The organism is Variovorax sp. GW821-FHT09D05 (assembly GCF_059416325.1).
In genome coordinates this window covers 1-18,909 of record NZ_JBWKOZ010000005.1, presented here as the reverse complement: position 1 = coordinate 18,909, position 18,909 = coordinate 1, and the positions used below count along the sequence as shown (strand labels likewise).

The window sequence follows — 18,909 nt, the reverse complement described above, 5'->3', positions numbered from 1 at the left end:
GTAACGGGCCGCGGGCCCGAAGCCAAAGACGGATTGGCTGTGCCGGGATAAGGGCGCCTTATGACGGGCGGCCCATCAGTTCAAGACAAGGCGGCGAGCTCGGGTTCAGGCGTCGATGCGACGGTGCGGGCCAGGTCGACCACGAGTTCGAGCAGGATGTCTTTCACCGCCTGCGCGGGCTCGGACAGCGGCAGGTGGTCGGACTGGCACAGCGCCAGCGGCGCCTCGATGACCGGGTCGACGATGGGGAATTGCCAGGCCCCGCAGCTCGCGACCACCTCGCGCGCCATCGACGCCGGCAGGATGGTGGCGCCCAGCCCATCGGCAATGGCCGCCGTGAGGGTAAAGGCCGATTCGATCTCCGCCACCACGCGCGGCACCATGCCCGCACGCACGAAGGCCGCGTCCACCAACTTGCGCACCACGTTGTACGGGCGCGGCAAAAAGAGTTCGATGTCGCGCAGGTCGGCCAGCTTCACAGGCTGCGAGGGCGCCGGCATCGATGCGGGGCCGACCAGGAACAGCGGCTCCTTGAGCAGCGGCAAGAACGTAAGCCCGTGAATGGCCTTGTCGCCGTAGAGCACGGCGAGGTCCATGCGGCCATTCATGATGAGCTCGCTCAGCGTAGTGCCGTAGTTCTCGTTCAGGTAGAGCAGGATGCCCGGGTGGCGCGCACGCACGGTGCGCAGCAGCGGCAAAGAGAGTGCCGAGGCCGCCGTGCCGGGCGCGAGCCCCACGGAAACCTGACCGGAGAGCCCTTCGCCCGCAGCCTCCATGTCGACGCGGGCCTGCTCGCACTGGCGCAGGATGATCTGCGCATGGCGGTACAGCACCTTGCCGGCTTCGGTGGGCGTCACGCCGCGCTTGGTGCGCACCAGCAGTTGCTGGCGCACTTCGCCCTCGAGCGTGGCCAGTTGCTGGCTCAGCGCAGGCTGGGCGATGAAAAGGACCTCGGCGGCCTGGGTCAGGCTGCCGATGTCCACGATCTTCACGAAATATTTGAGGCGTCGCAGGTTCACGCCTTGTCCCCAAGCAAAAGCCAAGCCTAGCACCGGCCCTGCACAGCCGGTATCAGGGCTCACCATAAGCTGCGCCTATACAACCAGTGAAAAGTCGTCTTGGCCTCGGCTGTTCGATGTGCGTACCGTTCGGTCCATGCAAGCCTCTGCACAGCAAGAACAGGAAGTCATGTGACCACGTCCCGCATTGCCGCCCGCGTGCGGCGCATCAAGCCCTCGCCCAGCACCTCGGCCGCCGACCGCGCCAACGAACTGCGCAGGCAGGGCAAGTCGATCGTGAATCTCGTAGTGGGCGAGCCCGACTTCGACACACCGCCCCACATCCGCCAGGCCGCGGCCGCCGCCATCGAGCGCGGCGCCACGCGCTACACGCTGATGGCGGGCACGGTGGAGCTGCGCGAAGCCATCGTCGCCAAGCTCGAACGCGAGAACGGCCTGCGCTATGCGATGAACGAGATCATCGCCACCAGCGGCGCGAAGAGCGCGATCTACAACGCCTTTGCGATCACTCTGGAGCCGGGCGACGAGGTGATCATTCCCGCACCCTACTGGGTGTCGTACCCCGACATGGTGCTCGCCTGCGAGGGCACGCCCGTTACCGTGGCCTGCCCCGAATCCCAGGGCTTCAAGCTGGCACCCGCGCAGCTCGAGGCCGCCATCACGCCGCGCACGCGCTGGCTGCTGATCAATTCGCCGAGCAACCCGACCGGTGCGAGCTACACGGCCGCCGAATACCGCGCGCTGGCCGAAGTGCTGGAACGCCATCCGCACGTGATGGTGATGACCGACGAGATCTACGAGCACATCCGCTTCGACGGCGAGACGACGCCGCACCTCCTCGTGGAAGCGCCCGCGCTGCGCGATCGCACGCTGATAGTGAACGGCGTCTCCAAGACCTATGCGATGACCGGCTGGCGCATCGGCTATGCGGCCGGCCCGGTGGACCTGATCAAGGCGCTGGACACGCTGCTGTCGCAGTCCACCGGCAACTGCTGCTCGGTGAGCCAGGCGGCTGCGGCTGCTGCATTGAATGGCGACCAGGGCTTCGTGGCCGAGAGCGTGGCCGTGTACAAGCAGCGGCGCGATCGCACGCTGGCGCTCATCAACGACATTCCCGGCCTGAGCTGCGCGACGCCGCCCGGTGCCTTCTACCTGTACATCAACTGCGGCGGCCTCATCGGCAAGACCACGCCCGAAGGCAAGCGCCTGAACGAGGACGGCGACGTGGTGATGTACCTGCTCGAAAGCGAAGGCGTTGCCGCGGTCGCGGGCACCGCGTACGGCCTGTCGCCCTACTTCCGTCTTTCCATTGCCACGTCGATCGAGACGCTGGAAGAAGGCTGCACGCGCATCGCCCGTGCAGTGGCCGCACTGCGCTGACGCGCGCCGAAGAACTCACAAGGACCAGTCATGCCCTACAAAGCCATCCGCAAGAACCCGTCGGCCCCGCAAGTGGCGCCGGCCATCATCGCCGCGCTGCAGGACATTCCGGTGGCCGCGCTCAGCGACAACCTGCACCGCAACATCGGCAGTGTCGGCCTGCAGCCCTACCACCGCCCCGGGCACAAGACCATGGCGGGCACGGCAGTCACCGTGAAGACGCGCGGCGGCGACAACCTCACGCCGATGCGCGCCTTCGAGTTCTGCCGGCCCGGCGACGTGCTGGTGATCGATGCGGGCGGCGACATCACCAACGCCGTGATCGGCGGCATCCTGTCGTTCTATACCGCGACCATCGGCACCGCGGGCCTGGTGCTCGACGGCGCCATCCGCGACGTGGCCGAGATCCGCGAGCGCGACTACCCGGTGTATGCGCGCGGCGTGAACCATCGCGGCCCCTACAAGGACGGCCCCGGCGAGATCAACGTGCCGGTGTCGGTCGGCGGCATGATCGTGAACCCGGGCGACATCGTGGTGGGCGACCAGGACGGGCTGCTCGCCTTCTCGCCCGACGAGGCCGAGTTGCTGATCGAGAAGGCCCGCGCGCACCTGGAGACGGAAGCGCGCACGATCCAGGCGATGAAGGAAGGACGCTGGGACCGCTCGTTCCTCGATGCTCTCGAGGCACGCTGCGCCAATTGAAGCGGTCAGGCGCCTGAGGCGCCGCCGCTGACCAGCGCCCACAGCGCTTCCGCCACCGGCGCCATGTGCGCCTGCTGGCGATACAGCCGGATGTCCACCGGCACGCGCCAGCCGCCCGCGCCGGCATCGACCAGCGTGCCGCTGCGCAGGTCATCAGCCACCAGGCTCATCGGCAGCCAAGCGAGGCCGCGGCCTTCGAGTGCCATGGTGCGCAACAGCGCGGCATGGTGGGCCGTGAAAACGATCGACAGCGACGCAGCGAAGTCCTTGCCAAACTCGCTGTCCTGCATGGCCCGCATGATGCGGCCCAGTCCCGAGGCATCGCTGTAGGCCAGCACGGCGGGCGACTGGCCTGCACCCAGCGCATGCAGCGGAGCGCCGTTCGCATCGGGCGCGCTCACAGGCACCAGCACGTCTTCGCTCAAACGCTGAACCGGGTAACCGGTGTCGTCGAGTCGCCCCGGTGCGCCTGCGTGTCCGTGGCACAGCACGAACTGAACGCGGCGCTGCAGCATCAGGTCTTCGCAGGCGTACGAGCTGTCGGAAACGGTCTGGATCGGGCCCATGCTCAGGCGCGATTCCACGCTGCCCAGCCAGCGCGGGAAAAAGGTGAGCGACAGCACGTGCGTGGCGGCGAAGCTCAGGCTGGCGGCGTCCAGGTCGTGCGCGGCGCGGGCCTTGATGCGGGCGGCTTCGAGGCCGGCGAGCACTTCCTGCAGCAGGGGCTGAAAGCGCTTGCCCGCCGCCGTGAGCGCGGTCGGGTGCCCGCTGCGGTCGAACAGGTCGACGCCCACCCACTCCTCCAGCGAGCGGATGTGGCGGCTGAAGGCGGGCTGCGCAATGGAGCGCGCCTGCGCGGCACGCGAGAAATTGCCGGACTCGGCCAGGGCCAGGAAATCTTCCAGCCATTCGAGGTCGAGGGGTCGGTTGCCGGGGCCCATGCGCAGCGCAGTTGAATAGTTGTATGCGATTCGAGTATTGGACGGCTCGCGCCCCGCCGGCAAAAGATGCACCCATTCCTGCACCTTGAACCACAACGGAGACACAGCATGCCTTCCATCGCGAATTATCGCGGGATCATCCCCGCCATTTCCTGCCCCTTCACGGCCGACCACCGCATCGACGAGCCGGCGCTGCGCAAGCTGGCCTCGTGGCTGGCCGGCCATGACGGCGTGGTGGCGATCATGACCAATGGCCACACCGGCGAAGTGTTTTCGCTGACGCCCTCTGAACGCGCCGAGGTGACGCGCATCGTGGCCGATGAACTGCGCGACCGCACGCCGGTGATCTCGTCGATCGTGTGCGAAGGCCTGGCCGAGGCTGCCGAGCATGCACGCGCCGCGCAGGCTGCCGGCGCGGTGGCGCTCGACGTGATGCCGCCGCACCACTGGCTGCGCTTCGGTTTCACGCCCGGCCATGCGCTGCAGTACTTCGAGGCCATCCACCGCGCCGCGCCGGAGCTGGACCTGGTCTGCCACGTGTATCCGGCCTGGACGCGCGCCTCTTACTCGTCGCAGCTCCTGGCCGAGCTGGCGCGCCTGCCCTACCTGCAGGCCTTCAAGGTAGGCCAGCGCGACATGAACAAGTACGCCCGCGACATCCAGGCGATCCGCGAGGCCGATGCATCGAAGGCCATCCTGACCTGCCACGACGAGTACCTGCTGGCCTCGATGGTGCAGGGCGTGGACGGCGCGCTGGTCGGCTTCGCGACCTTCATTCCGCAACTGATCATCGACCTGTGGAACGCAGTGAAGGCCGGCGATTTGAAGAAGGCGATGGCGGTGCAGGCGCTCATCACGCCGCTGAAAGACGCGGTGTACGGCGGCGGCGAGCCGACCGGCGAGGCGCACGCGCGCATGAAGGGCGGCATGTTCCTGGCCGGCGTGCTCGACAACGCCACCGTGCGCCCGCCGACCGAAGCACCGAATGCGCGCGAGATGGATGCGCTGCACGCCGCCGTGCAGCAGGCCGGCCTGTCGAAGCGCTGAGCCCGCGGGGCCGCGACACCCGCGATGCCCCGATGAAAAAACACAAGGAGACAAGAGACATGCAACGCAACCATTTCCTGCGGGCCACGCTGGCCGCCCTCGCGCTGGCCGCGGCATCCACCGCCGGCTTCGCCCAGACCTGGCCCAGCCGCCCGGTGCGCATGGTGATTCCGTTTCCGCCCGGCGGCACGCTCGACACCATCGGCCGCCTGCTGGCGCAGAAGCTCGGCGAACAGACGGGCCAGAGCTTCATCGTGGAGAACCGCGCGGGCGGCAATGGCGTCATCGGTGCCGACGTGGTGTCGAAGGCACCGGCCGACGGCTACACGCTGCTGTTCAATGCATCGACCTTCACCACCGCGCCGATGACCATGAAGGCCGTGCCCTACGAGGTGGTGAAAGACTTTACCCCCGTGGCCCTGGTGGCCAAGGCGCCGCTGTCGGTGGCCGTCAACAAGAACCTGCCGGTGACGGACGTGAAGTCGCTCATTGCGTACGCCAAGGCGCACCCGGGCAAGATGACCTTCGCAGTGGGCTCCATCGGATCGGCGGGCCACCTGTCGACCGAGCTGCTCAAGCGCGCGGGCGGCGGGCTCGACTACCTGATCGTGCCGTACAAGGGCACGGCGCCCGCGTTCCAGGACCTGATCGGCGGGCAGATCGACGGCTTCATCGACCCCATCCTCGGCTCGCTGCAGTATCACAAGAGCGGCATGGTGAAGGTGATTGCCGTGACCTCGGCCACGCGCGCCACCAGCCTGCCGAACGTGCCCACGGTGGGCGAGAGCATCCCGGGGTACGAGTTCTACAGCTGGTATGGCCTGTGGGGGCCGGCGAAGCTGCCGGCCGCCGTCACGCAGCGGCTGAACGCCGAGGTCAACAAGGCGCTGGGCACCGACATGCGCGAGACGCTGGGTGCGCAGGGCCTGCTGCTGACACCGGGCAGCGTCGAGGACTTCGCGAAGTTCCAGGCCGAGGACATGGCGCGCTCGAAGAAGATCATCGTGGAGGGCAACATCCATGTCGAATGAAGCTGCCCCGCATGCAGTGGTGACGGGCAGCAGCGGCGGCATCGGCCGTGCCATTGCGTCGCAGTTGCTCGAAGCGGGTTGGCGCGTGAGCGGGCTCGATCTGGCCGCGCCCACGTTGTCTCACGCGGGCTTCGTGCACGTAGCCGTCGACCTGTGCGATGCCGACGCCATCGCGCGCACGGCCTCCGAGCTCCAGGACGCCGACGCGCTGGTGCATGCAGCGGGCGTGCTGCGCGTCGGCCCGCTGGGCGCGCTCGACCACGCGGGCGGCGAACTCATGTGGCGCCTGCACGTCGACGCCGCCACGCGGCTGGCCGATGCCCTCGTGCCCGCGATGGCTGCGCGCGGACACGGCCGCGTCGTGTTCGTCGGCAGCCGCGTCGCACAGGGCCTGCCCGGTCGCGGCCAGTACGCAGCGACCAAGGCCGCGCTGATCGCGCTCGCGCGCAGCTGGGCGGCGGAGGTCGCGGCACAGGGCGTCACTGTCAACGTGGTGTCGCCCGGTGCCACGCAGACCTCGATGCTGCAGGACCCGGCCCGCGCGGGCAGCGCGCCGCGCATGCCGCCTATCGGCCGGCTGATCCAGCCCGAGGAAATCGCCGCGCTCGTGGGCTTTCTTCTGTCGCCGCCAGCGGCGGCCATCACGGGGCAGGACGTCGCCATCTGCGGCGGCTCGTCGCTGCACCGCTGAACGTCTTTCGCTTTCTCCATCCCCCGAACCCAATCATGAAAATCGTCGACATCCTCGAATCCACCCGTCCCATCAAGTCGGACATCCGCAACGCCTACATCGACTTCTCGAAGATGACCCTGAGCCTCGTGGCCGTGGTCACCGACGTGATCCGCGACGGCAAGCCCGTCATCGGCTATGGCTTCAACTCCAACGGCCGCTATGGCCAGGGCGGGCTGATCCGCGAGCGCTTCCTGCCGCGCCTGCTCGAAGCCGAGCCTGCGTCGCTGCTCGACGAAACCGGCGAGAACCTCGATCCGCACAAGATCTGGGCCCGCATGATGATCAACGAGAAGCCCGGCGGCCACGGCGAGCGCTCGGTGGCGGTGGGCACCATCGACATGGCGGTGTGGGACGCCACCGCCAAGATCGCGGGCAAGCCGCTCTACCAGTTGCTGGCCGAGCGCTACGGCAACGGCACGCCGAACCCGCGCGTGTTCGTCTACGCAGCGGGCGGCTACTACTACCCCGGCAAAGGCGTGGAAGGCCTGCAGCGCGAGATGACCAGCTACCTGGAACGCGGCTACTCGGTGGTGAAGATGAAGATCGGCGGCGCCACGCTCGCTGAAGACTGCGAGCGCATCGAGTCGGTGCTGAAGATCCTCGGCCCCGGCCAGCAACTGGCGGTGGATGCCAATGGCCGCTTCGACCTGAAGACCGCCGTCGACTACGGCCGCGCGCTCTCGCAGTACCCGCTGTTCTGGTACGAGGAAGCCGGCGATCCCCTCGACTACGAGCTGCAGGCGAAGCTCGGCGAGGTGTACGCCGGCCCCATGGCCACGGGCGAGAACCTGTTCTCGATGCAGGACGCGCGCAACCTCATCCGCCACGGCGGCATGCGGCCCGACCGCGACTGGCTGCAGTTCGACTGCGCGCTGAGCTACGGGCTGGTGGATTACCTGCGCACACTCGACATGCTGAAGGAGAACGGCTGGTCGCCCTCGCGCTGCATTCCGCACGGCGGCCACCAGATGTCGCTCGCCATTGCGGCCGGCCTCGGGCTCGGCGGCAACGAGAGCTACCCCGACCTGTTCCAGCCCTATGGTGGCTTCCCCGATGGCGTGAAGGTGGACAACGGCTACGTCACGCTGCCGCCGCTGCCCGGCATCGGCTTCGAGGGCAAGGCCGATCTCATTGCGGAGATGCGGGCGCTTGCGAGCTGACGAAAGAAAGTCTCAGGGCTGGAAGCCGGAGCGCCGAACCACTGGCTCCCACTGCGCGCGAAAGGCCTTCAGCATCTGAGCCGTCTCGGCCGCATTGCTGATCACGGGCGTGATGTAGAGCGCGTCGGCCGCCTTCTGCAGGCCCGGGTCTTTCATGACGTCGCGGATCGCGTTGGCCAGCAGCTGCACCTTGGCGTTCGGCATGGTGCTGGGCGCGAAGAAGGTGTTCCAGCCGTCGGCATCGATCTTCATGCCGGCCTCGCGGAAGATGGGAATGTTGGGCGCGAAGCTCGCGCGCTTCTTGCCTGAGGTGGCCAGAATGCGGATCTTGCCGGCCACGTGCTGGGGATAGAGCGAATCGAGCGTGTCGATGGCAATGGGCAGGCTGCCGCCGCTCAGGTCGGCCGCCAGAGGCGCCGAACCGCCGTAGCCCTTGATCTGCGGCTGCACGCTCAGCGCATCGCCCACCATCAGGCCGAAGAAGTGAGGCAGGCTGCCAGTGGCGGGCACGCCGAAAATCGCCTCTTCCGGATGTGCCCACAGCCGGCTGACGAGAAACATCGCGCGGTCGAGCTGGAGCTTGTTGCCGACCGCCAGCGCAAAGTCGTAGCTGCTGACTTGCGACACGGGCACGAAGTCCTTGTCGGGGTCATAGCCCGCGTCCTTGAAGACCAGCGGCGCGACCACCATCACGGCGGGGTTGCCGAGCATCAGCACGTTCTGCCCCGCGGGGGCGCGCTTTACTTCCTTGGCCGCGAGCCGGCCGCCCTCGCCCGGGCGGTTTTCCACGCTCACCTGAACGCCGAGCTTGGGCGTCAGCCGCTCGGCGATCAGGCGCGCGATGCGGTCGGTGCTGCCGCCCGGCGCATAGCCGACCACGAGGGTGAGCGGCCCGCCGTCCAGCGCCTGGGCGTGGACCATGGGAGCGCAAGCGGCCAGGGCAATGCCCCACGCCATGATGAGCTTGCGCCTGGAAAGGAATGCGGGCATCGGATCTCCTGCGAGCGGTTGTCGTGAACGGGGGCGCGCGAGTTTTCACGGCGAAAATCGCGCGCCAAGACTGTTTCCGTTCGTTCAAATTTGTTACCGGTTTATACGTATGGGCAAACAGTTGATCTAATCAACTACCAGTGCTCCGAGGCGGGCGAACCACACTCCCCATCCCATTTTTCATACGTATGCAACAAGCTTTTCCCGATGCAGCAGCGTTGCGCGCGCCCCGTTCCCTGAACGACCTGCTGCTGTACCGCCTGGCACGAGCCATGCGCTCGGGCAACGGCATGGCGACCCGCCTGGTCGAAGGAGGCTTCGGCATCACGCGCCGCGAGTGGGGAATGATCGCCACACTGGCGCAGGAGGGCGAGATGACTGCGTCGACGCTGGCCACGCACCTGCACCTGGATCGCGTGCGCACCTCGCGCGGACTGCGCAGCCTGGTCGAGAAGAAGCTGGTGGTGCGGCGGCAGGACGCTCAGGACCGCCGCGAAGTGCACGTGCGGCTGAGCGCTTCAGGCCAGCAGTTGTTCGGCAGGCTGTTTCCCCGGATCGCGGGGCTGAACACCGAATTGCTCGAAGGCATCGAGCCTGCGGATCTCGACGTCTTTCTTCGCTGCCTGCAGCACCTGGAGCAACGCGGAGAGCAGTTGCTCGTGCAGGGCGTTGTCATGGAGAAGGCGGACCGGCGCTCGGGGGGCACGCGGCACCGGTGGCCGGAACGCGGAGGCTGAGTCAGGCCTTCACGTCCAGCATGCTGCCGATCGAAGTGCTACCAGCGTTGGCGCGCTGCGATGTGCTGCTGCTGCCGCTGCTGCTCTCTTCCATTGAAGCCATCGCGCTCTTTTGAACGCTGGCCGTGCGCAGCGCGTTCATCTGCTGCTGCAGCATGGCAAGCCGGGCCGCCAGCGCTTCGAGCTGCAGCCGGATCGCATCGCGCGCGTCGCCCTCGGGCGTGCCGAGCAGTTGGCCCTGCGTTTCCGCGATCTGCTTCTGCGTTGCCGTGATCTGGCGCTGGATCTTCGCGAGCTCGGCGTTGACGTCGCCCCCGCTTCTGGCGCTGCCGGTCGCAGCGATGGCATTCAGCATCTGGGTCCCCTGTTGTGTCCTCAAGAGGGTTATCGGCAGTTCAGGCGAAAAATGAAGGGCCTTGCATGACCGCAATCGCGAACTAGACTGAACATGAGGGCACCCGCGGTGCCGGGGGCCAAGGAGCCTGCCATGTACAAGCGTGTTCTTGTCGCAACCGACGGCTCCGCGCTGTCGGAGCAAGCGGTCAACGCCGCCGTCGACCTGGCCCTGTTGACCAACGCGGAACTGGTGAGCGTCACCGTCGCGCACATCGAGCCGGTCGGCTACTTCGAAGGCTCGATGATGCTGAGCCAGCGGGACATCCAGGCCTCCCAGGAGCATACGGACCGCGCCGCGCAGCAACTGGTCGACAAAGTCGTGGCCACTGCGGTCGCCAAGGGCGTTCGCAATCCGCAGGCCATCGTCATGAAGTCGAACCAGGTGGCCGAGGCCATCATCACGACCGCGAAGAACCAGCAGTGCGACCTGATCGTGATGGCCTCGCACGGACGGCGCAGCCTGGCGCGCCTGCTGATGGGCAGCGAGACGCTGCACGTGCTGACGCACTCGCACATTCCGGTGCTGGTGCTGCGCTAACGCGGCGGCGCAACCTTTCGCAGGCATTCCATAAGTAGCTGACTGGCGGTCGTCTGCGAACGCCCCCGCAGCGTGATGATGCCCACCGGCGGAAGCTCGATCGGCACGTTGATCTTCAGGATGCACAGCTGCCCCTGCTTCGCGAAGTGCCGTGCGACGCTTCGCGCGAGGAACCCCACGGCCGGTCGCTCATGCATGACGGACAGCGTGACAAGAAACGACGCTGTCTCGACGATGTCCGCCGGCGGCACGAGGCGGTGCTTGTAGAACATCTGGGCCAGCTTCGAGCGCGATGAAGCCCACGGCGGGGGCACCACCCAGGGCAGCTCGGCGAGCATCTTCCAGCTTGGCCTCGAAGCCTCCGCCAACGGGTGGCCAGGGCTCACCACGATGCACATCGGCTCCGTGTAGAGGGCTTCAGTCTCCAGGTCCGGCGAGGCATAGCCGGGCTCCAGCCGGCCGACGATCAGGTCGAGTTCGCCCACGCGCAGACGAGGCAGCAGCCGCGTGAGATCGCCCTCTTCCACCATCACGGTGGTCAGTGCCGACTGCTTCTTGAGCTGCTGGATGGCCTTGACGAGCAGGCTCGGCGTGGCCACCACCATCGCGCCCACGCTGGTGCGGCCGGCACCGCCGCTGGACACGGCGTCGATCTCGTCGCGCGTGCGCTGGTAGTCGGCCAGCACCGAGCGGGCAAAGCGCACCACCGTGACGCCGAAGGGCGTGGGCTCGGTGCCGCGCGTGGAGCGCGTGAACAGTTTCAAATCGAACATGCGCTCGATCTCTGCCAGCATCTTCGAAACGGCCGGCTGCGTGATCGAAAGAAACTCCGAGACCCGCCCGAGGTGGCGAAACTCATCCAGCGCCACCAGCAGTTGCAGATGACGCAGCTTGAGGTTGGAACGAAGAACGCGATCGATCTGGCTCATGGCGCCTTGAGCGGGCTTTCTTCTTCATAACCTGGAGCTCATGAAGAGAGTCCGCCATTTCATTGGATGGCAATGATTGTCTCCGGAAGAATCCGCTGTGCTTGCCGAACAACGATTTCTGGAGACAACGATGAAAACCCCTCGCAACATGGCGCGGCGCCAGCTCGTGCTGGGCGGCCTCGGCGCCGCAGCTCTCGCCACCGCCCCCGCTCGCGCGCTGGCCGCCGACTACCCCGAACGCCCCCTCACGTTCATCTGCCCGTGGCCCGCGGGCGGCACGGCCGACCGGTCGATGCGCATCATCTGCCAGATCGCCGCACGCGAACTCGGGCAGCCCATTGCGCTGGAGAACCGCGCAGGTGCCTCGGGAATGATCGGCACCAAGGCGCTGGCCTCGGCGCGGCCCGACGGCTACACGATCGGCCAGATACCGATTTCGGTCACGCGCTTCTCCCAGATCGGCACAGTGCAGCTCGATCCACTGAAAGACCTCACCTACCTTGCGCGCACTTCGGGCCAGACCTTCGGCATCGCGGTGCCGGCACACTCGCCGTTCAAGTCGCTGCGCGACGCCGTGGCGCAGGCCAAGGCCCATCCCGGCACCGTCACCTACGCACACGCCGGTATCGGCGGCGCAACGCACGTGGGCATGGAGCAGTTCGCGCAGGCCGCCGGCGTGAAGTTCAACGCCATCGCCTACAAGGGTGGCTCGGCCGCGCTGCAGGACGTGCTGGGCGAACAGGTCGACATGCTGGCCGACAGCAGTTCGTGGGCGCCGCACGTCGAAAGCGGCAAGCTGCGCCTGCTCGCCACCTGGGGCGAGGCGCGCACGCCGCGCTTCAAGGACACGCCCACGCTCAAGGAGCTCGGCTTCGACGTGGTGGTGGAAGCGCCCAACGGCATCGGTGCGCCCAAGGGCCTGCCTGCCGCAGTCGAAAAGCGGCTGCGCGATGCGTTCCGCACGGCCGTCAACAGCGAAGAGTTCCGCAAGGTGGCGGAAAGCATCGATGCGCCGGTCATGTACCAGGACGGCCCCGAATACCAGAAGTACGTGCAGACCGTGTACCGGCAAGAGACCGACCTGATCCGCAAGCTCAACCTCAAGGAGCTGATGGAAAAGGGCTGATGAAGCCCTCGCCCACCGGTATCCGAACCTGCTCGAAGCAACCCCAAGCCACGCCATGAACGACAGCCCCCTGCTTCGCCTGCACTCGAACGACAACGTGCTGGTCGCCAAGAGCGCCATTGCCCTGGGCGAAACGATCGCCGAGTTCGGCGTGCGCGCCAGGGCGCAGATTCCCGCCGGCCACAAGATCGCGTCGCGCGCCATCGCGGCCGGCGAGGAAGTGAAGAAGTACGACACGGTGATCGGCGTGGCCTCGCGCGACCTGCAGGCCGGCGACTACGTGCACAGCCACAACCTCACGCTGGTCGACAGCTACCGCGACCCGGCCTTCTGCCAGGACGTGCGCCCGGTGGATTTCGTGCCGGTTGCCGAACGCGCGACCTTCATGGGCTTCGAGCGGCCCGGCGGCGGCGTCGGCACGCGCAACTTCATCGGCATCCTGTCGTCGGTGAACTGCTCGGCCACGGTCATCAAGCGCATCGCCGCGCACTTCACGCCCGAGCGCATGGCCGCCTTTCCCAACGTGGACGGCGTGGCCGCCTTCGCGCAGACCAGCGGCTGCGGCATGTCGTCGCCGAGCGAGCATTTCGACGTGTTGCGCCGCACGCTGGCGGGCTATGCGCGCCACCCGAACCTGGCCGGCGTGCTGATCGTCGGCCTGGGCTGCGAACGCAACCAGGTCGACGCGCTGGTCGATTCGCAAGGGCTCGAAACGGGCCGCCTGATGCGCACGCTGGTGATGCAGGAAGTGGGCGGCACGCGCCAGACCATCGAGGCCGGTATCCGCGCAATCGAAGAAATGCTGCCCGAGGCCAATGCCGCACGGCGCACGCGCGTCGGCGCGCACCATCTGAAGATAGGGCTCGAATGCGGCGGCTCCGACGGCTTCTCGGCCATCACCGCCAACCCCGCGCTCGGCGCGGCGATGGACGTGCTGGTGCGCCACGGCGGCACAGCCATTCTTTCGGAGACGCCCGAGATCCACGGCGTGGAATTCATGCTCACGCGCCGCGCCGTAACACCCGAGGTCGGGCAGAAGCTGCTCGACCGGCTGGCCTGGTGGGAGCGCTACGCGGCCGGCCAGAACGCGCAGTTCAACGGCGTGGTGGGCCACGGCAACCAGGCCGGCGGACTGGCCAACATCTTCGAGAAATCGCTGGGCTCTGCGATGAAGGGCGGCACCACGCCGCTTCGCGCGGTGTACGAATACGCCGAACCCATCGACGAGCCTGGCTTCGTCTTCATGGACTCGCCGGGCTACGACCCGGTGGCCGCAACGGGGCAGATCGCCAGCGGCGCGCAGCTGATCTGCTTCACCACCGGACGCGGCTCGATGTTCGGAAGCAAGCCCGCGCCGACGATCAAGCTCGCGAGCAACACGCCGATGTTCCGCCGCCTCGAGGAAGACATGGACATCAACTGCGGCGTGGTGATCGACGGCGAACTCTCCGTGCCCGAACTGGGCCAGCAGATCTTCGAGCAGATCCTGCGCCACGCTTCGGGCGAGCCGACCAAGAGCGAGACGCTCGGACTGGGCGACCACGAGTTCGTGCCCTGGCACCTGGGCATCGTGAGCTGACCGCCTTCTTTTCTCCTTTCTCCTTCTCTCCATGCCCCTGACCCTTTCGCGCCCCGACCTGCAACGCACGGCCAACTTCATCGCCGGCGAATGGTTGCGCTCCGCTTCCGGCGGCACGCTCGACGTGACCGACCCGGCCACCGGCGCCCTCATCGCGCAGGTACCCGACTCCAATGCAATCGACTCGCGCGCTGCCGTCGATGCCGCGCATGCCGCCTTCGCCGCCTGGCGCAAGACGCCCGCCAAGCAGCGCGCGCAGATCCTCAAGCGCTGGAACGATCTCGTGATGGCGCACCAGGAAGACCTGGGACGGCTCATCTCGCGTGAGCAAGGCAAGCCGCTGGCCGAAGGCCGCGGCGAAGTTGCCTATGCGGCCAGCTACATCGAGTGGTTTGCCGAGGAAGCCACACGCGCCAACGGCGACGTCATTCCGGCGCCCGTGCCGGGCCGGCGCATGTTCGCGCTGCGCGAACCGGTCGGCGTGGTCGCTGCGATCACGCCGTGGAATTTTCCCGCCGCGATGATCGCGCGCAAGATCGCGCCGGCGCTTGCCGCGGGCTGCACCGTGGTGTGCAAGCCGGCCGAGGACACGCCGCTGACTTCGCTCGCGCTGGTGGCCCTTGCCGCGGAAGCCGGCGTACCGCCGGGCGTGCTGAACATCGTCACCGCATCGCGCGAGCGCACGCCCGAAGTGGTCGATGCCTGGCTCGACGATGTGCGCGTGCGCAAGATCACTTTCACCGGCTCCACGCCCGTCGGCAAGCACCTCGCGCGCCGTTCGGCCGACACGCTCAAGAAGCTGTCGCTCGAACTCGGCGGCAATGCGCCCTTCATCGTGTTCGAGGACGCCGACCTCGAGGCCGCAGTGGAAGGCCTGATGGCCGCCAAGTTTCGCAACGGCGGCCAGACCTGCGTGTGCCCGAACCGCGTCTTCGTGCATGAGGCAGTGCACGAACGTTTTTCCGAACTGCTGGTTGCACGCGTGGCGGCATTGCGCGTCGGACCTGCCGCCGACGCGGCCTCTCAGATCGGGCCAATGATCAATGCACGCGCGGTCGAGAAGATCGAGCGCCATGTGCAGGACGCAGTGGCGCGTGGCGCGCGCGTGCTCACCGGCGGTACACGGCTGCCCGAGCTCGGCTCGAACTACTTCGCACCGACCGTGCTCGCCGATACAGATGCCACCATGGCCTGCGCCTGCGAAGAGACCTTCGGCCCGGTCGCGCCGCTGACGCGCTTCTCGAACGAGGCCGAGGTGATCGCGCAGGCGAACGACACGCCCTTCGGCCTGGCCGCGTATTTCTATTCACGCGACGTGCGCCGCATCTGGCGCGTGGCCGATGCGCTGGAGACCGGCATCGTCGGCATCAACGAAGGCGCGCTGGCAGCCGAGGCCGCGCCCTTCGGCGGCGTGAAGGACTCGGGCTACGGCCGCGAGGGCTCGGTCCACGGGCTGGACGACTACCTGCACACCAAGTACGTGTGCCAGGGGCAGCTGGACTGACGGCCGGCGCCCATCCATCACCACTCTTCGACAGATCCCACATGCCCGCTCATAGCCCCTTCAAGGCGGCCCTGGCCGCAAACCAGCCGCAGGTCGGCCTCTGGCTCTCGATGGCCGATCCGTACATGGCCGAGGTCAGCGCAACCGCCGGCTTCGACTGGCTGCTGATCGACGGCGAACACGCCCCCAACGACTTGCGCTCGACGCTCGCCGCGCTGCAGGCCGTGGCGCCGCATCGGGCCCAGCCGGTGGTGCGCGCCGTGCAGGGCGACACCGCGCTCATCAAGCAGCTGCTCGACATCGGCGCGAAGAACCTGCTGGTGCCGATGGTCGACACCGCCGAGCAGGCGCGTGCGCTGGTGTCGGCCACGCGCTATCCACCGCGCGGCATTCGCGGCGTGGGTAGCGCAGTCGGACGCGCGTCGCAGTGGAGCGCGCGCACCGACTACCTCGACGCAGCCGACGACGAAGTCTGCCTGCTGGTGCAGGCCGAGACGGTGCAGGCGCTGGACAACCTCGCGTCGATCTGCGAGGTCGACGGCGTGCACGGCGTGTTCATCGGCCCGGCCGATCTCGCGGCCTCGATGGGCCATCGCGGCCGGCCTGGTCACCCCGAGGTGCAGGCGGCCATCGAAGGCGCGATGCGGACCATCGTGGCTTCCGGCAAGGCTGCCGGCACGCTGACTTCAGATCCGAAGCTGGCGCGCCGCTACCTCGAACTCGGCTGCACCTTCGTCGCCGTGGGCGTTGACGTGCTGCTGTACGCGGGCGCCGCGCGCAAGTTGGCGGCCGACTTCCTCGGTGCGCCGGTTTCTACTCCCGTGCCGCCTGAATCGCGCGGGGCGTACTGAGTCACGGCGGCAGCTAGCGAGATAGAGAACCCCCCGCTACGAGGAAGCAGAAGCCACGCGCGCAGTCCCCGCCCGAAACGCGTCCTCGACCGCCGCCGCGTTCGGCGCGCCATCGAGCTGCGCCCGGAAACGATGCTCGGAGAACAGGCGGGCCATCAGCGCGAGCAACTGCAGATGATCGTCCTTGGCGCCATCCTCCGGCACCATGATGGCCAGCATTTGGGAGACCGGCCTGCCGTCCGGGGCATCGAAGGCAATCGACCGCCTGGTGCGAATGAACAGGGTGATCGGCCGTTCGATGCCGCCGATGCGTGCGTGCGGAATCGCGAATCCGTCGCCGAGCGCGGTCGATCCGGCCTGTTCACGTCGACACAACGCGCGAAAGACCGGTGCCGGGTCGAGGCCGCGAGCACCGCAGATCGTCGCCGCAACGAGCTCAAGTGCGTGCGTTCGATCCCGGACATCGGCGTCGAACAGGATGTCCTGCGGTTGCAGCCAGACGGCAATCTGCGCGATGTCGTGTGTCATCGAAATCGTCTCCTCGAATTTCATGAAGACGCTCTCGGCCAGAGCGCATCTACCGCAGTTCGTCCAGACGCAACACGTAGCGGTGCGACCCGAGGTAGCGCAGTTGCGGCGAACGGTGCACCAGCCCTCGATCACCGCCTTGCCCATCCACGCCACGTCCCTGAAGGAGCGCGACGGCCTGGAGCGGCATGCGCTCGAAAGGTCCCGTAAAGCACTTCGGCATCCGCAGTGCCGTGTCTGCGTGCGGAGATGCCACCCACTCCGTGCCCAGGCCGCTGTAGCTGCACAGCAGATGCAGCCCGGCATGGTCAAGGTGCCAGTTTTCATCGATGTCACAGCCGCGAACCTGCAGCGTAAGGGTCATCCGGGGGCTGCCAGTGATCAGCGCGAAGCGTGTGGCGAGCATGTCGATGTCTGCCAGCAGAGCGTCTCGCCCGGGCCCACGCGGCGTGCGGGAGGTCTTGCATGCCGCCTGCAGCGCAGCCGCCACATCGGCCGCGCGCAATTGCAGTTGCGCCGTGGGATGCCTGGCCGGAGGCAAGGCATCCAGCCATGCAGCAATCGGAGCCTGCGGTTCGCGCCGCCACAGCGCCAGGTCGATGCCCGGTTCGAGAATGCGTTCGAGCACGTCGATGTCCTGGCCGAGCAGGATCTCCGGCGGGAGCCGCAAGGGCGCTGGCCGACTCAGGCAATCGTGGACGAAGGTCTTGCCGGAATCGACCGTCGCATCGGCGACCACGCTCTCCAGGTCAGCCGCCATTGGCCAGGCCACAACGCTGGAGATGCTCGCGCCAGCTTGTGAGGTGGCCGATCTCGCCATCGGGCGCGCATTCGAGCAGACAGTGCACCACGGAGGCATAGCTCTCCAGGGGCAGACGAATCATGAGGCGGGCGCGCGGAGCGCCATTTGCGCACGCTGCATTCACACGCACCAGGGGCTCGCAGCGCAGCACGCCGGCACCCTTGCATGCGGCGATGCCGCGCCGCACGCGGCACGCGTCGACCGACGGCACCGTGACGTCGAGCACCTTGAAAACCGTCTCGCTCTTGGCACGCACAGTGCCTGCGTATTCCCGATAAGCGGCGTAAGCCATGAAACTCCTGCAATGGAAAAGAACACGGTGTCAGTATCGGCAGGCGCGTGTGAAAACGGTGTAAACAATGCACCCTGCGGTGGAAATGCCGCGTAAATATGCTGGCTTCAGCGCTGGCCCGAACTGGAACCGGCCGTGGACGAGCAAGAGATTTCCCAGTAACCCGGGCAGCCCTCTTGCGGAACAACGCTCAACCAGCGCGCTCCGCAATGACCGCAGGAAGCCAGGAGAACTTCGGCGCCGTCCTGGCTTTCCAGGCTCTCCTGCGCGGGATCGAGCATGGGCGTGCCGCAGCAGGACCAATGCAGGCTCATGTCAGGCAAGGCGCGGGCCGCCCGAACCCACGCTGCAGCGCGGGACCAGAGCGTTTCTCCTGGAGGCATGGTGTGCACGAAGGCGGGCCGCGGCCCGCCTGTCGCCTTGAGGATCAGAGCGTCTTCGTCAGCGTGAGGATGAAGCGCGCCTTGTTCGGCGAGTAGGTCGTCTGGCCGAAGGTGCCGAAGCCGAGGTCGACGCCCGGGTTGGCCACTGCGAGGTACGAGCTCTGCTTGTTGGCGCCCTGCACCGAGCCGGTCAGCGACAGGCCGTTGCCGAAGTCGTAGCTCGCGCCGACGTTGTAGTCGA

General features: G+C 67.3%; 20 protein-coding genes and 1 pseudogene. 12 read left to right on the top strand and 9 right to left on the bottom strand.

The genetic code is table 11. The annotated features are described in order from the left end of the window. Window positions 1-80: 80 nt before the first annotated feature. Window positions 81-1,019, bottom strand: coding sequence for a nitrogen assimilation transcriptional regulator NAC (gene nac / locus AC07O3_RS14355; RefSeq protein ID WP_176928866.1), 939 nt, complete (start codon window positions 1,017-1,019; stop codon window positions 81-83). Between the two features lie 171 nt (window positions 1,020-1,190). Here nac and AC07O3_RS14350 point away from each other — a divergent pair, with 171 nt between their 5' ends. After that, window positions 1,191-2,399 (top strand): aspartate transaminase, encoded by a 1,209-nt coding sequence (locus tag AC07O3_RS14350; protein ID WP_495339648.1) that lies wholly within the window; start codon window positions 1,191-1,193, stop codon window positions 2,397-2,399. A 30-nt stretch (window positions 2,400-2,429) separates the two neighbouring features. Continuing rightward, window positions 2,430-3,101: an RraA family protein gene (locus AC07O3_RS14345; protein ID WP_097198134.1), complete on the top strand. Its 672-nt coding sequence runs from the start codon at window positions 2,430-2,432 to the stop codon at window positions 3,099-3,101. Between the two features lie 5 nt (window positions 3,102-3,106). Here the strand turns inward: AC07O3_RS14345 and AC07O3_RS14340 are convergent, their stop codons facing one another. Further along, window positions 3,107-4,042, bottom strand: a complete 936-nt coding sequence (locus AC07O3_RS14340) for a LysR family transcriptional regulator (protein WP_435466676.1) — start codon at window positions 4,040-4,042, stop codon at window positions 3,107-3,109. 108 nt (window positions 4,043-4,150) lie between these two features. Between AC07O3_RS14340 and AC07O3_RS14335 the strand changes: the two genes are divergently transcribed. From AC07O3_RS14335 to AC07O3_RS14320, 4 genes are read left to right on the top strand one after another with little or no spacing between them, the layout of a single operon-like run. Then, a complete protein-coding gene (locus AC07O3_RS14335) occupies window positions 4,151-5,089 on the top strand; it encodes a dihydrodipicolinate synthase family protein (protein ID WP_495339647.1) in 939 nt (312 codons plus the stop codon). Between the two features lie 59 nt (window positions 5,090-5,148). Next, window positions 5,149-6,120, top strand: a complete 972-nt coding sequence (locus tag AC07O3_RS14330) for a Bug family tripartite tricarboxylate transporter substrate binding protein (RefSeq protein WP_440532517.1) — start codon at window positions 5,149-5,151, stop codon at window positions 6,118-6,120. Beyond that, entirely contained in the window at window positions 6,110-6,811 is a 702-nt protein-coding gene (locus AC07O3_RS14325; protein WP_495339646.1) for an SDR family NAD(P)-dependent oxidoreductase, read from the top strand. The genes AC07O3_RS14330 and AC07O3_RS14325 overlap by 11 nt, the downstream gene beginning before the upstream one ends. A 35-nt stretch (window positions 6,812-6,846) precedes the next feature. Beyond that, the gene (locus AC07O3_RS14320) at window positions 6,847-8,013 is read left to right on the top strand and encodes a mandelate racemase/muconate lactonizing enzyme family protein (RefSeq protein ID WP_495339645.1); all 1,167 of its coding nucleotides are present in this window, start codon (window positions 6,847-6,849) and stop codon (window positions 8,011-8,013) included. 12 nt (window positions 8,014-8,025) lie between these two features. On the opposite strand, the gene AC07O3_RS14315 is transcribed toward AC07O3_RS14320, so the two are convergent. Next, window positions 8,026-9,003 (bottom strand): tripartite tricarboxylate transporter substrate-binding protein, encoded by a 978-nt coding sequence (locus AC07O3_RS14315; protein WP_093057346.1) that lies wholly within the window; start codon window positions 9,001-9,003, stop codon window positions 8,026-8,028. A gap of 188 nt (window positions 9,004-9,191) precedes the next feature. Between AC07O3_RS14315 and AC07O3_RS14310 the strand changes: the two genes are divergently transcribed. Then, entirely contained in the window at window positions 9,192-9,740 is a 549-nt protein-coding gene (locus AC07O3_RS14310; protein ID WP_093057345.1) for a MarR family winged helix-turn-helix transcriptional regulator, read from the top strand. A 1-nt stretch (window position 9,741) separates the two neighbouring features. Here AC07O3_RS14310 and AC07O3_RS14305 read toward each other — a convergent pair whose 3' ends face one another. Beyond that, window positions 9,742-10,095 carry a FlxA-like family protein gene (locus AC07O3_RS14305; RefSeq protein ID WP_495339644.1) on the bottom strand — a complete coding sequence of 118 codons (354 nt, stop codon included), beginning with the start codon at window positions 10,093-10,095 and terminating at the stop codon, window positions 9,742-9,744. Window positions 10,096-10,227: 132 nt separating this feature from the next. On the opposite strand from AC07O3_RS14305, the gene AC07O3_RS14300 reads away from it, so the two are divergent. Further along, entirely contained in the window at window positions 10,228-10,674 is a 447-nt protein-coding gene (locus AC07O3_RS14300; protein WP_495339643.1) for a universal stress protein, read from the top strand. Here AC07O3_RS14300 and AC07O3_RS14295 read toward each other — a convergent pair. After that, window positions 10,671-11,603, bottom strand: coding sequence for a LysR substrate-binding domain-containing protein (locus tag AC07O3_RS14295; protein WP_495339642.1), 933 nt, complete (start codon window positions 11,601-11,603; stop codon window positions 10,671-10,673). The two genes, AC07O3_RS14300 and AC07O3_RS14295, sit on opposite strands and share 4 nt — an antisense overlap. A gap of 130 nt (window positions 11,604-11,733) precedes the next feature. Here AC07O3_RS14295 and AC07O3_RS14290 point away from each other — a divergent pair, with 130 nt between their 5' ends. Genes AC07O3_RS14290 through hpaI form a run of 4 tightly spaced genes read left to right on the top strand, consistent with a single transcriptional unit; the run spans window position 11,734 to window position 16,663 of the window. Then, window positions 11,734-12,729 carry a tripartite tricarboxylate transporter substrate binding protein gene (locus tag AC07O3_RS14290; protein WP_495339641.1) on the top strand — a complete coding sequence of 332 codons (996 nt, stop codon included), beginning with the start codon at window positions 11,734-11,736 and terminating at the stop codon, window positions 12,727-12,729. Window positions 12,730-12,784: 55 nt separating this feature from the next. Continuing rightward, a complete protein-coding gene (locus tag AC07O3_RS14285; protein WP_093179278.1) occupies window positions 12,785-14,308 on the top strand; it encodes a UxaA family hydrolase in 1,524 nt (507 codons plus the stop codon). Window positions 14,309-14,339: 31 nt separating this feature from the next. Then, window positions 14,340-15,812, top strand: coding sequence for an NAD-dependent succinate-semialdehyde dehydrogenase (locus AC07O3_RS14280; protein ID WP_495339640.1), 1,473 nt, complete (start codon window positions 14,340-14,342; stop codon window positions 15,810-15,812). A gap of 41 nt (window positions 15,813-15,853) precedes the next feature. After that, entirely contained in the window at window positions 15,854-16,663 is an 810-nt protein-coding gene (hpaI, locus tag AC07O3_RS14275) for a 4-hydroxy-2-oxoheptanedioate aldolase (RefSeq protein ID WP_495339639.1), read from the top strand. 36 nt (window positions 16,664-16,699) lie between these two features. Here the strand turns inward: hpaI and AC07O3_RS14270 are convergent, their stop codons facing one another. From AC07O3_RS14270 to AC07O3_RS14255, 4 genes and pseudogenes are all read right to left on the bottom strand, one after another. Next, window positions 16,700-17,215, bottom strand: coding sequence for a PTS sugar transporter subunit IIA (locus AC07O3_RS14270; RefSeq protein ID WP_495339638.1), 516 nt, complete (start codon window positions 17,213-17,215; stop codon window positions 16,700-16,702). 25 nt (window positions 17,216-17,240) lie between these two features. Further along, a complete protein-coding gene (locus AC07O3_RS14265; RefSeq protein ID WP_495339637.1) occupies window positions 17,241-17,951 on the bottom strand; it encodes a DUF1826 domain-containing protein in 711 nt (236 codons plus the stop codon). Further along, window positions 17,941-18,285 carry a hypothetical protein gene (locus tag AC07O3_RS14260; RefSeq protein WP_495339636.1) on the bottom strand — a complete coding sequence of 115 codons (345 nt, stop codon included), beginning with the start codon at window positions 18,283-18,285 and terminating at the stop codon, window positions 17,941-17,943. Before AC07O3_RS14260 ends, AC07O3_RS14265 begins: the two co-directional genes overlap by 11 nt. Before the next feature lie 427 nt (window positions 18,286-18,712). Then, window positions 18,713-18,909 (bottom strand): annotated as a pseudogene (locus AC07O3_RS14255) (TorF family putative porin); the annotation flags it as partial.

Bases quoted from the DNA above. Each gene is read 5' to 3' on its own strand.
- AC07O3_RS14280 (WP_495339640.1), top strand. From the start codon at position 14,340: ATGCCCCTGACCCTTTCGCGCCCCGACCTGCAACGCACGGCCAACTTC.
- AC07O3_RS14345 (WP_097198134.1), top strand. From the start codon at position 2,430: ATGCCCTACAAAGCCATCCGCAAGAACCCGTCGGCCCCGCAAGTGGCG.
- AC07O3_RS14330 (WP_440532517.1), top strand. From the start codon at position 5,149: ATGCAACGCAACCATTTCCTGCGGGCCACGCTGGCCGCCCTCGCGCTG.
- AC07O3_RS14265 (WP_495339637.1), bottom strand. From the start codon at position 17,951: ATGGCGGCTGACCTGGAGAGCGTGGTCGCCGATGCGACGGTCGATTCC.
- hpaI (WP_495339639.1), top strand. From the start codon at position 15,854: ATGCCCGCTCATAGCCCCTTCAAGGCGGCCCTGGCCGCAAACCAGCCG.
- AC07O3_RS14295 (WP_495339642.1), bottom strand. From the start codon at position 11,603: ATGAGCCAGATCGATCGCGTTCTTCGTTCCAACCTCAAGCTGCGTCAT.
- AC07O3_RS14310 (WP_093057345.1), top strand. From the start codon at position 9,192: ATGCAACAAGCTTTTCCCGATGCAGCAGCGTTGCGCGCGCCCCGTTCC.
- AC07O3_RS14285 (WP_093179278.1), top strand. From the start codon at position 12,785: ATGAACGACAGCCCCCTGCTTCGCCTGCACTCGAACGACAACGTGCTG.
- AC07O3_RS14335 (WP_495339647.1), top strand. From the start codon at position 4,151: ATGCCTTCCATCGCGAATTATCGCGGGATCATCCCCGCCATTTCCTGC.
- AC07O3_RS14305 (WP_495339644.1), bottom strand. From the start codon at position 10,095: ATGCTGAATGCCATCGCTGCGACCGGCAGCGCCAGAAGCGGGGGCGAC.
- AC07O3_RS14290 (WP_495339641.1), top strand. From the start codon at position 11,734: ATGAAAACCCCTCGCAACATGGCGCGGCGCCAGCTCGTGCTGGGCGGC.
- AC07O3_RS14300 (WP_495339643.1), top strand. From the start codon at position 10,228: ATGTACAAGCGTGTTCTTGTCGCAACCGACGGCTCCGCGCTGTCGGAG.
- AC07O3_RS14260 (WP_495339636.1), bottom strand. From the start codon at position 18,285: ATGGCTTACGCCGCTTATCGGGAATACGCAGGCACTGTGCGTGCCAAG.
- AC07O3_RS14340 (WP_435466676.1), bottom strand. From the start codon at position 4,042: ATGGGCCCCGGCAACCGACCCCTCGACCTCGAATGGCTGGAAGATTTC.
- AC07O3_RS14320 (WP_495339645.1), top strand. From the start codon at position 6,847: ATGAAAATCGTCGACATCCTCGAATCCACCCGTCCCATCAAGTCGGAC.
- AC07O3_RS14315 (WP_093057346.1), bottom strand. From the start codon at position 9,003: ATGCCCGCATTCCTTTCCAGGCGCAAGCTCATCATGGCGTGGGGCATT.
- AC07O3_RS14270 (WP_495339638.1), bottom strand. From the start codon at position 17,215: ATGAAATTCGAGGAGACGATTTCGATGACACACGACATCGCGCAGATT.
- AC07O3_RS14325 (WP_495339646.1), top strand. From the start codon at position 6,110: ATGTCGAATGAAGCTGCCCCGCATGCAGTGGTGACGGGCAGCAGCGGC.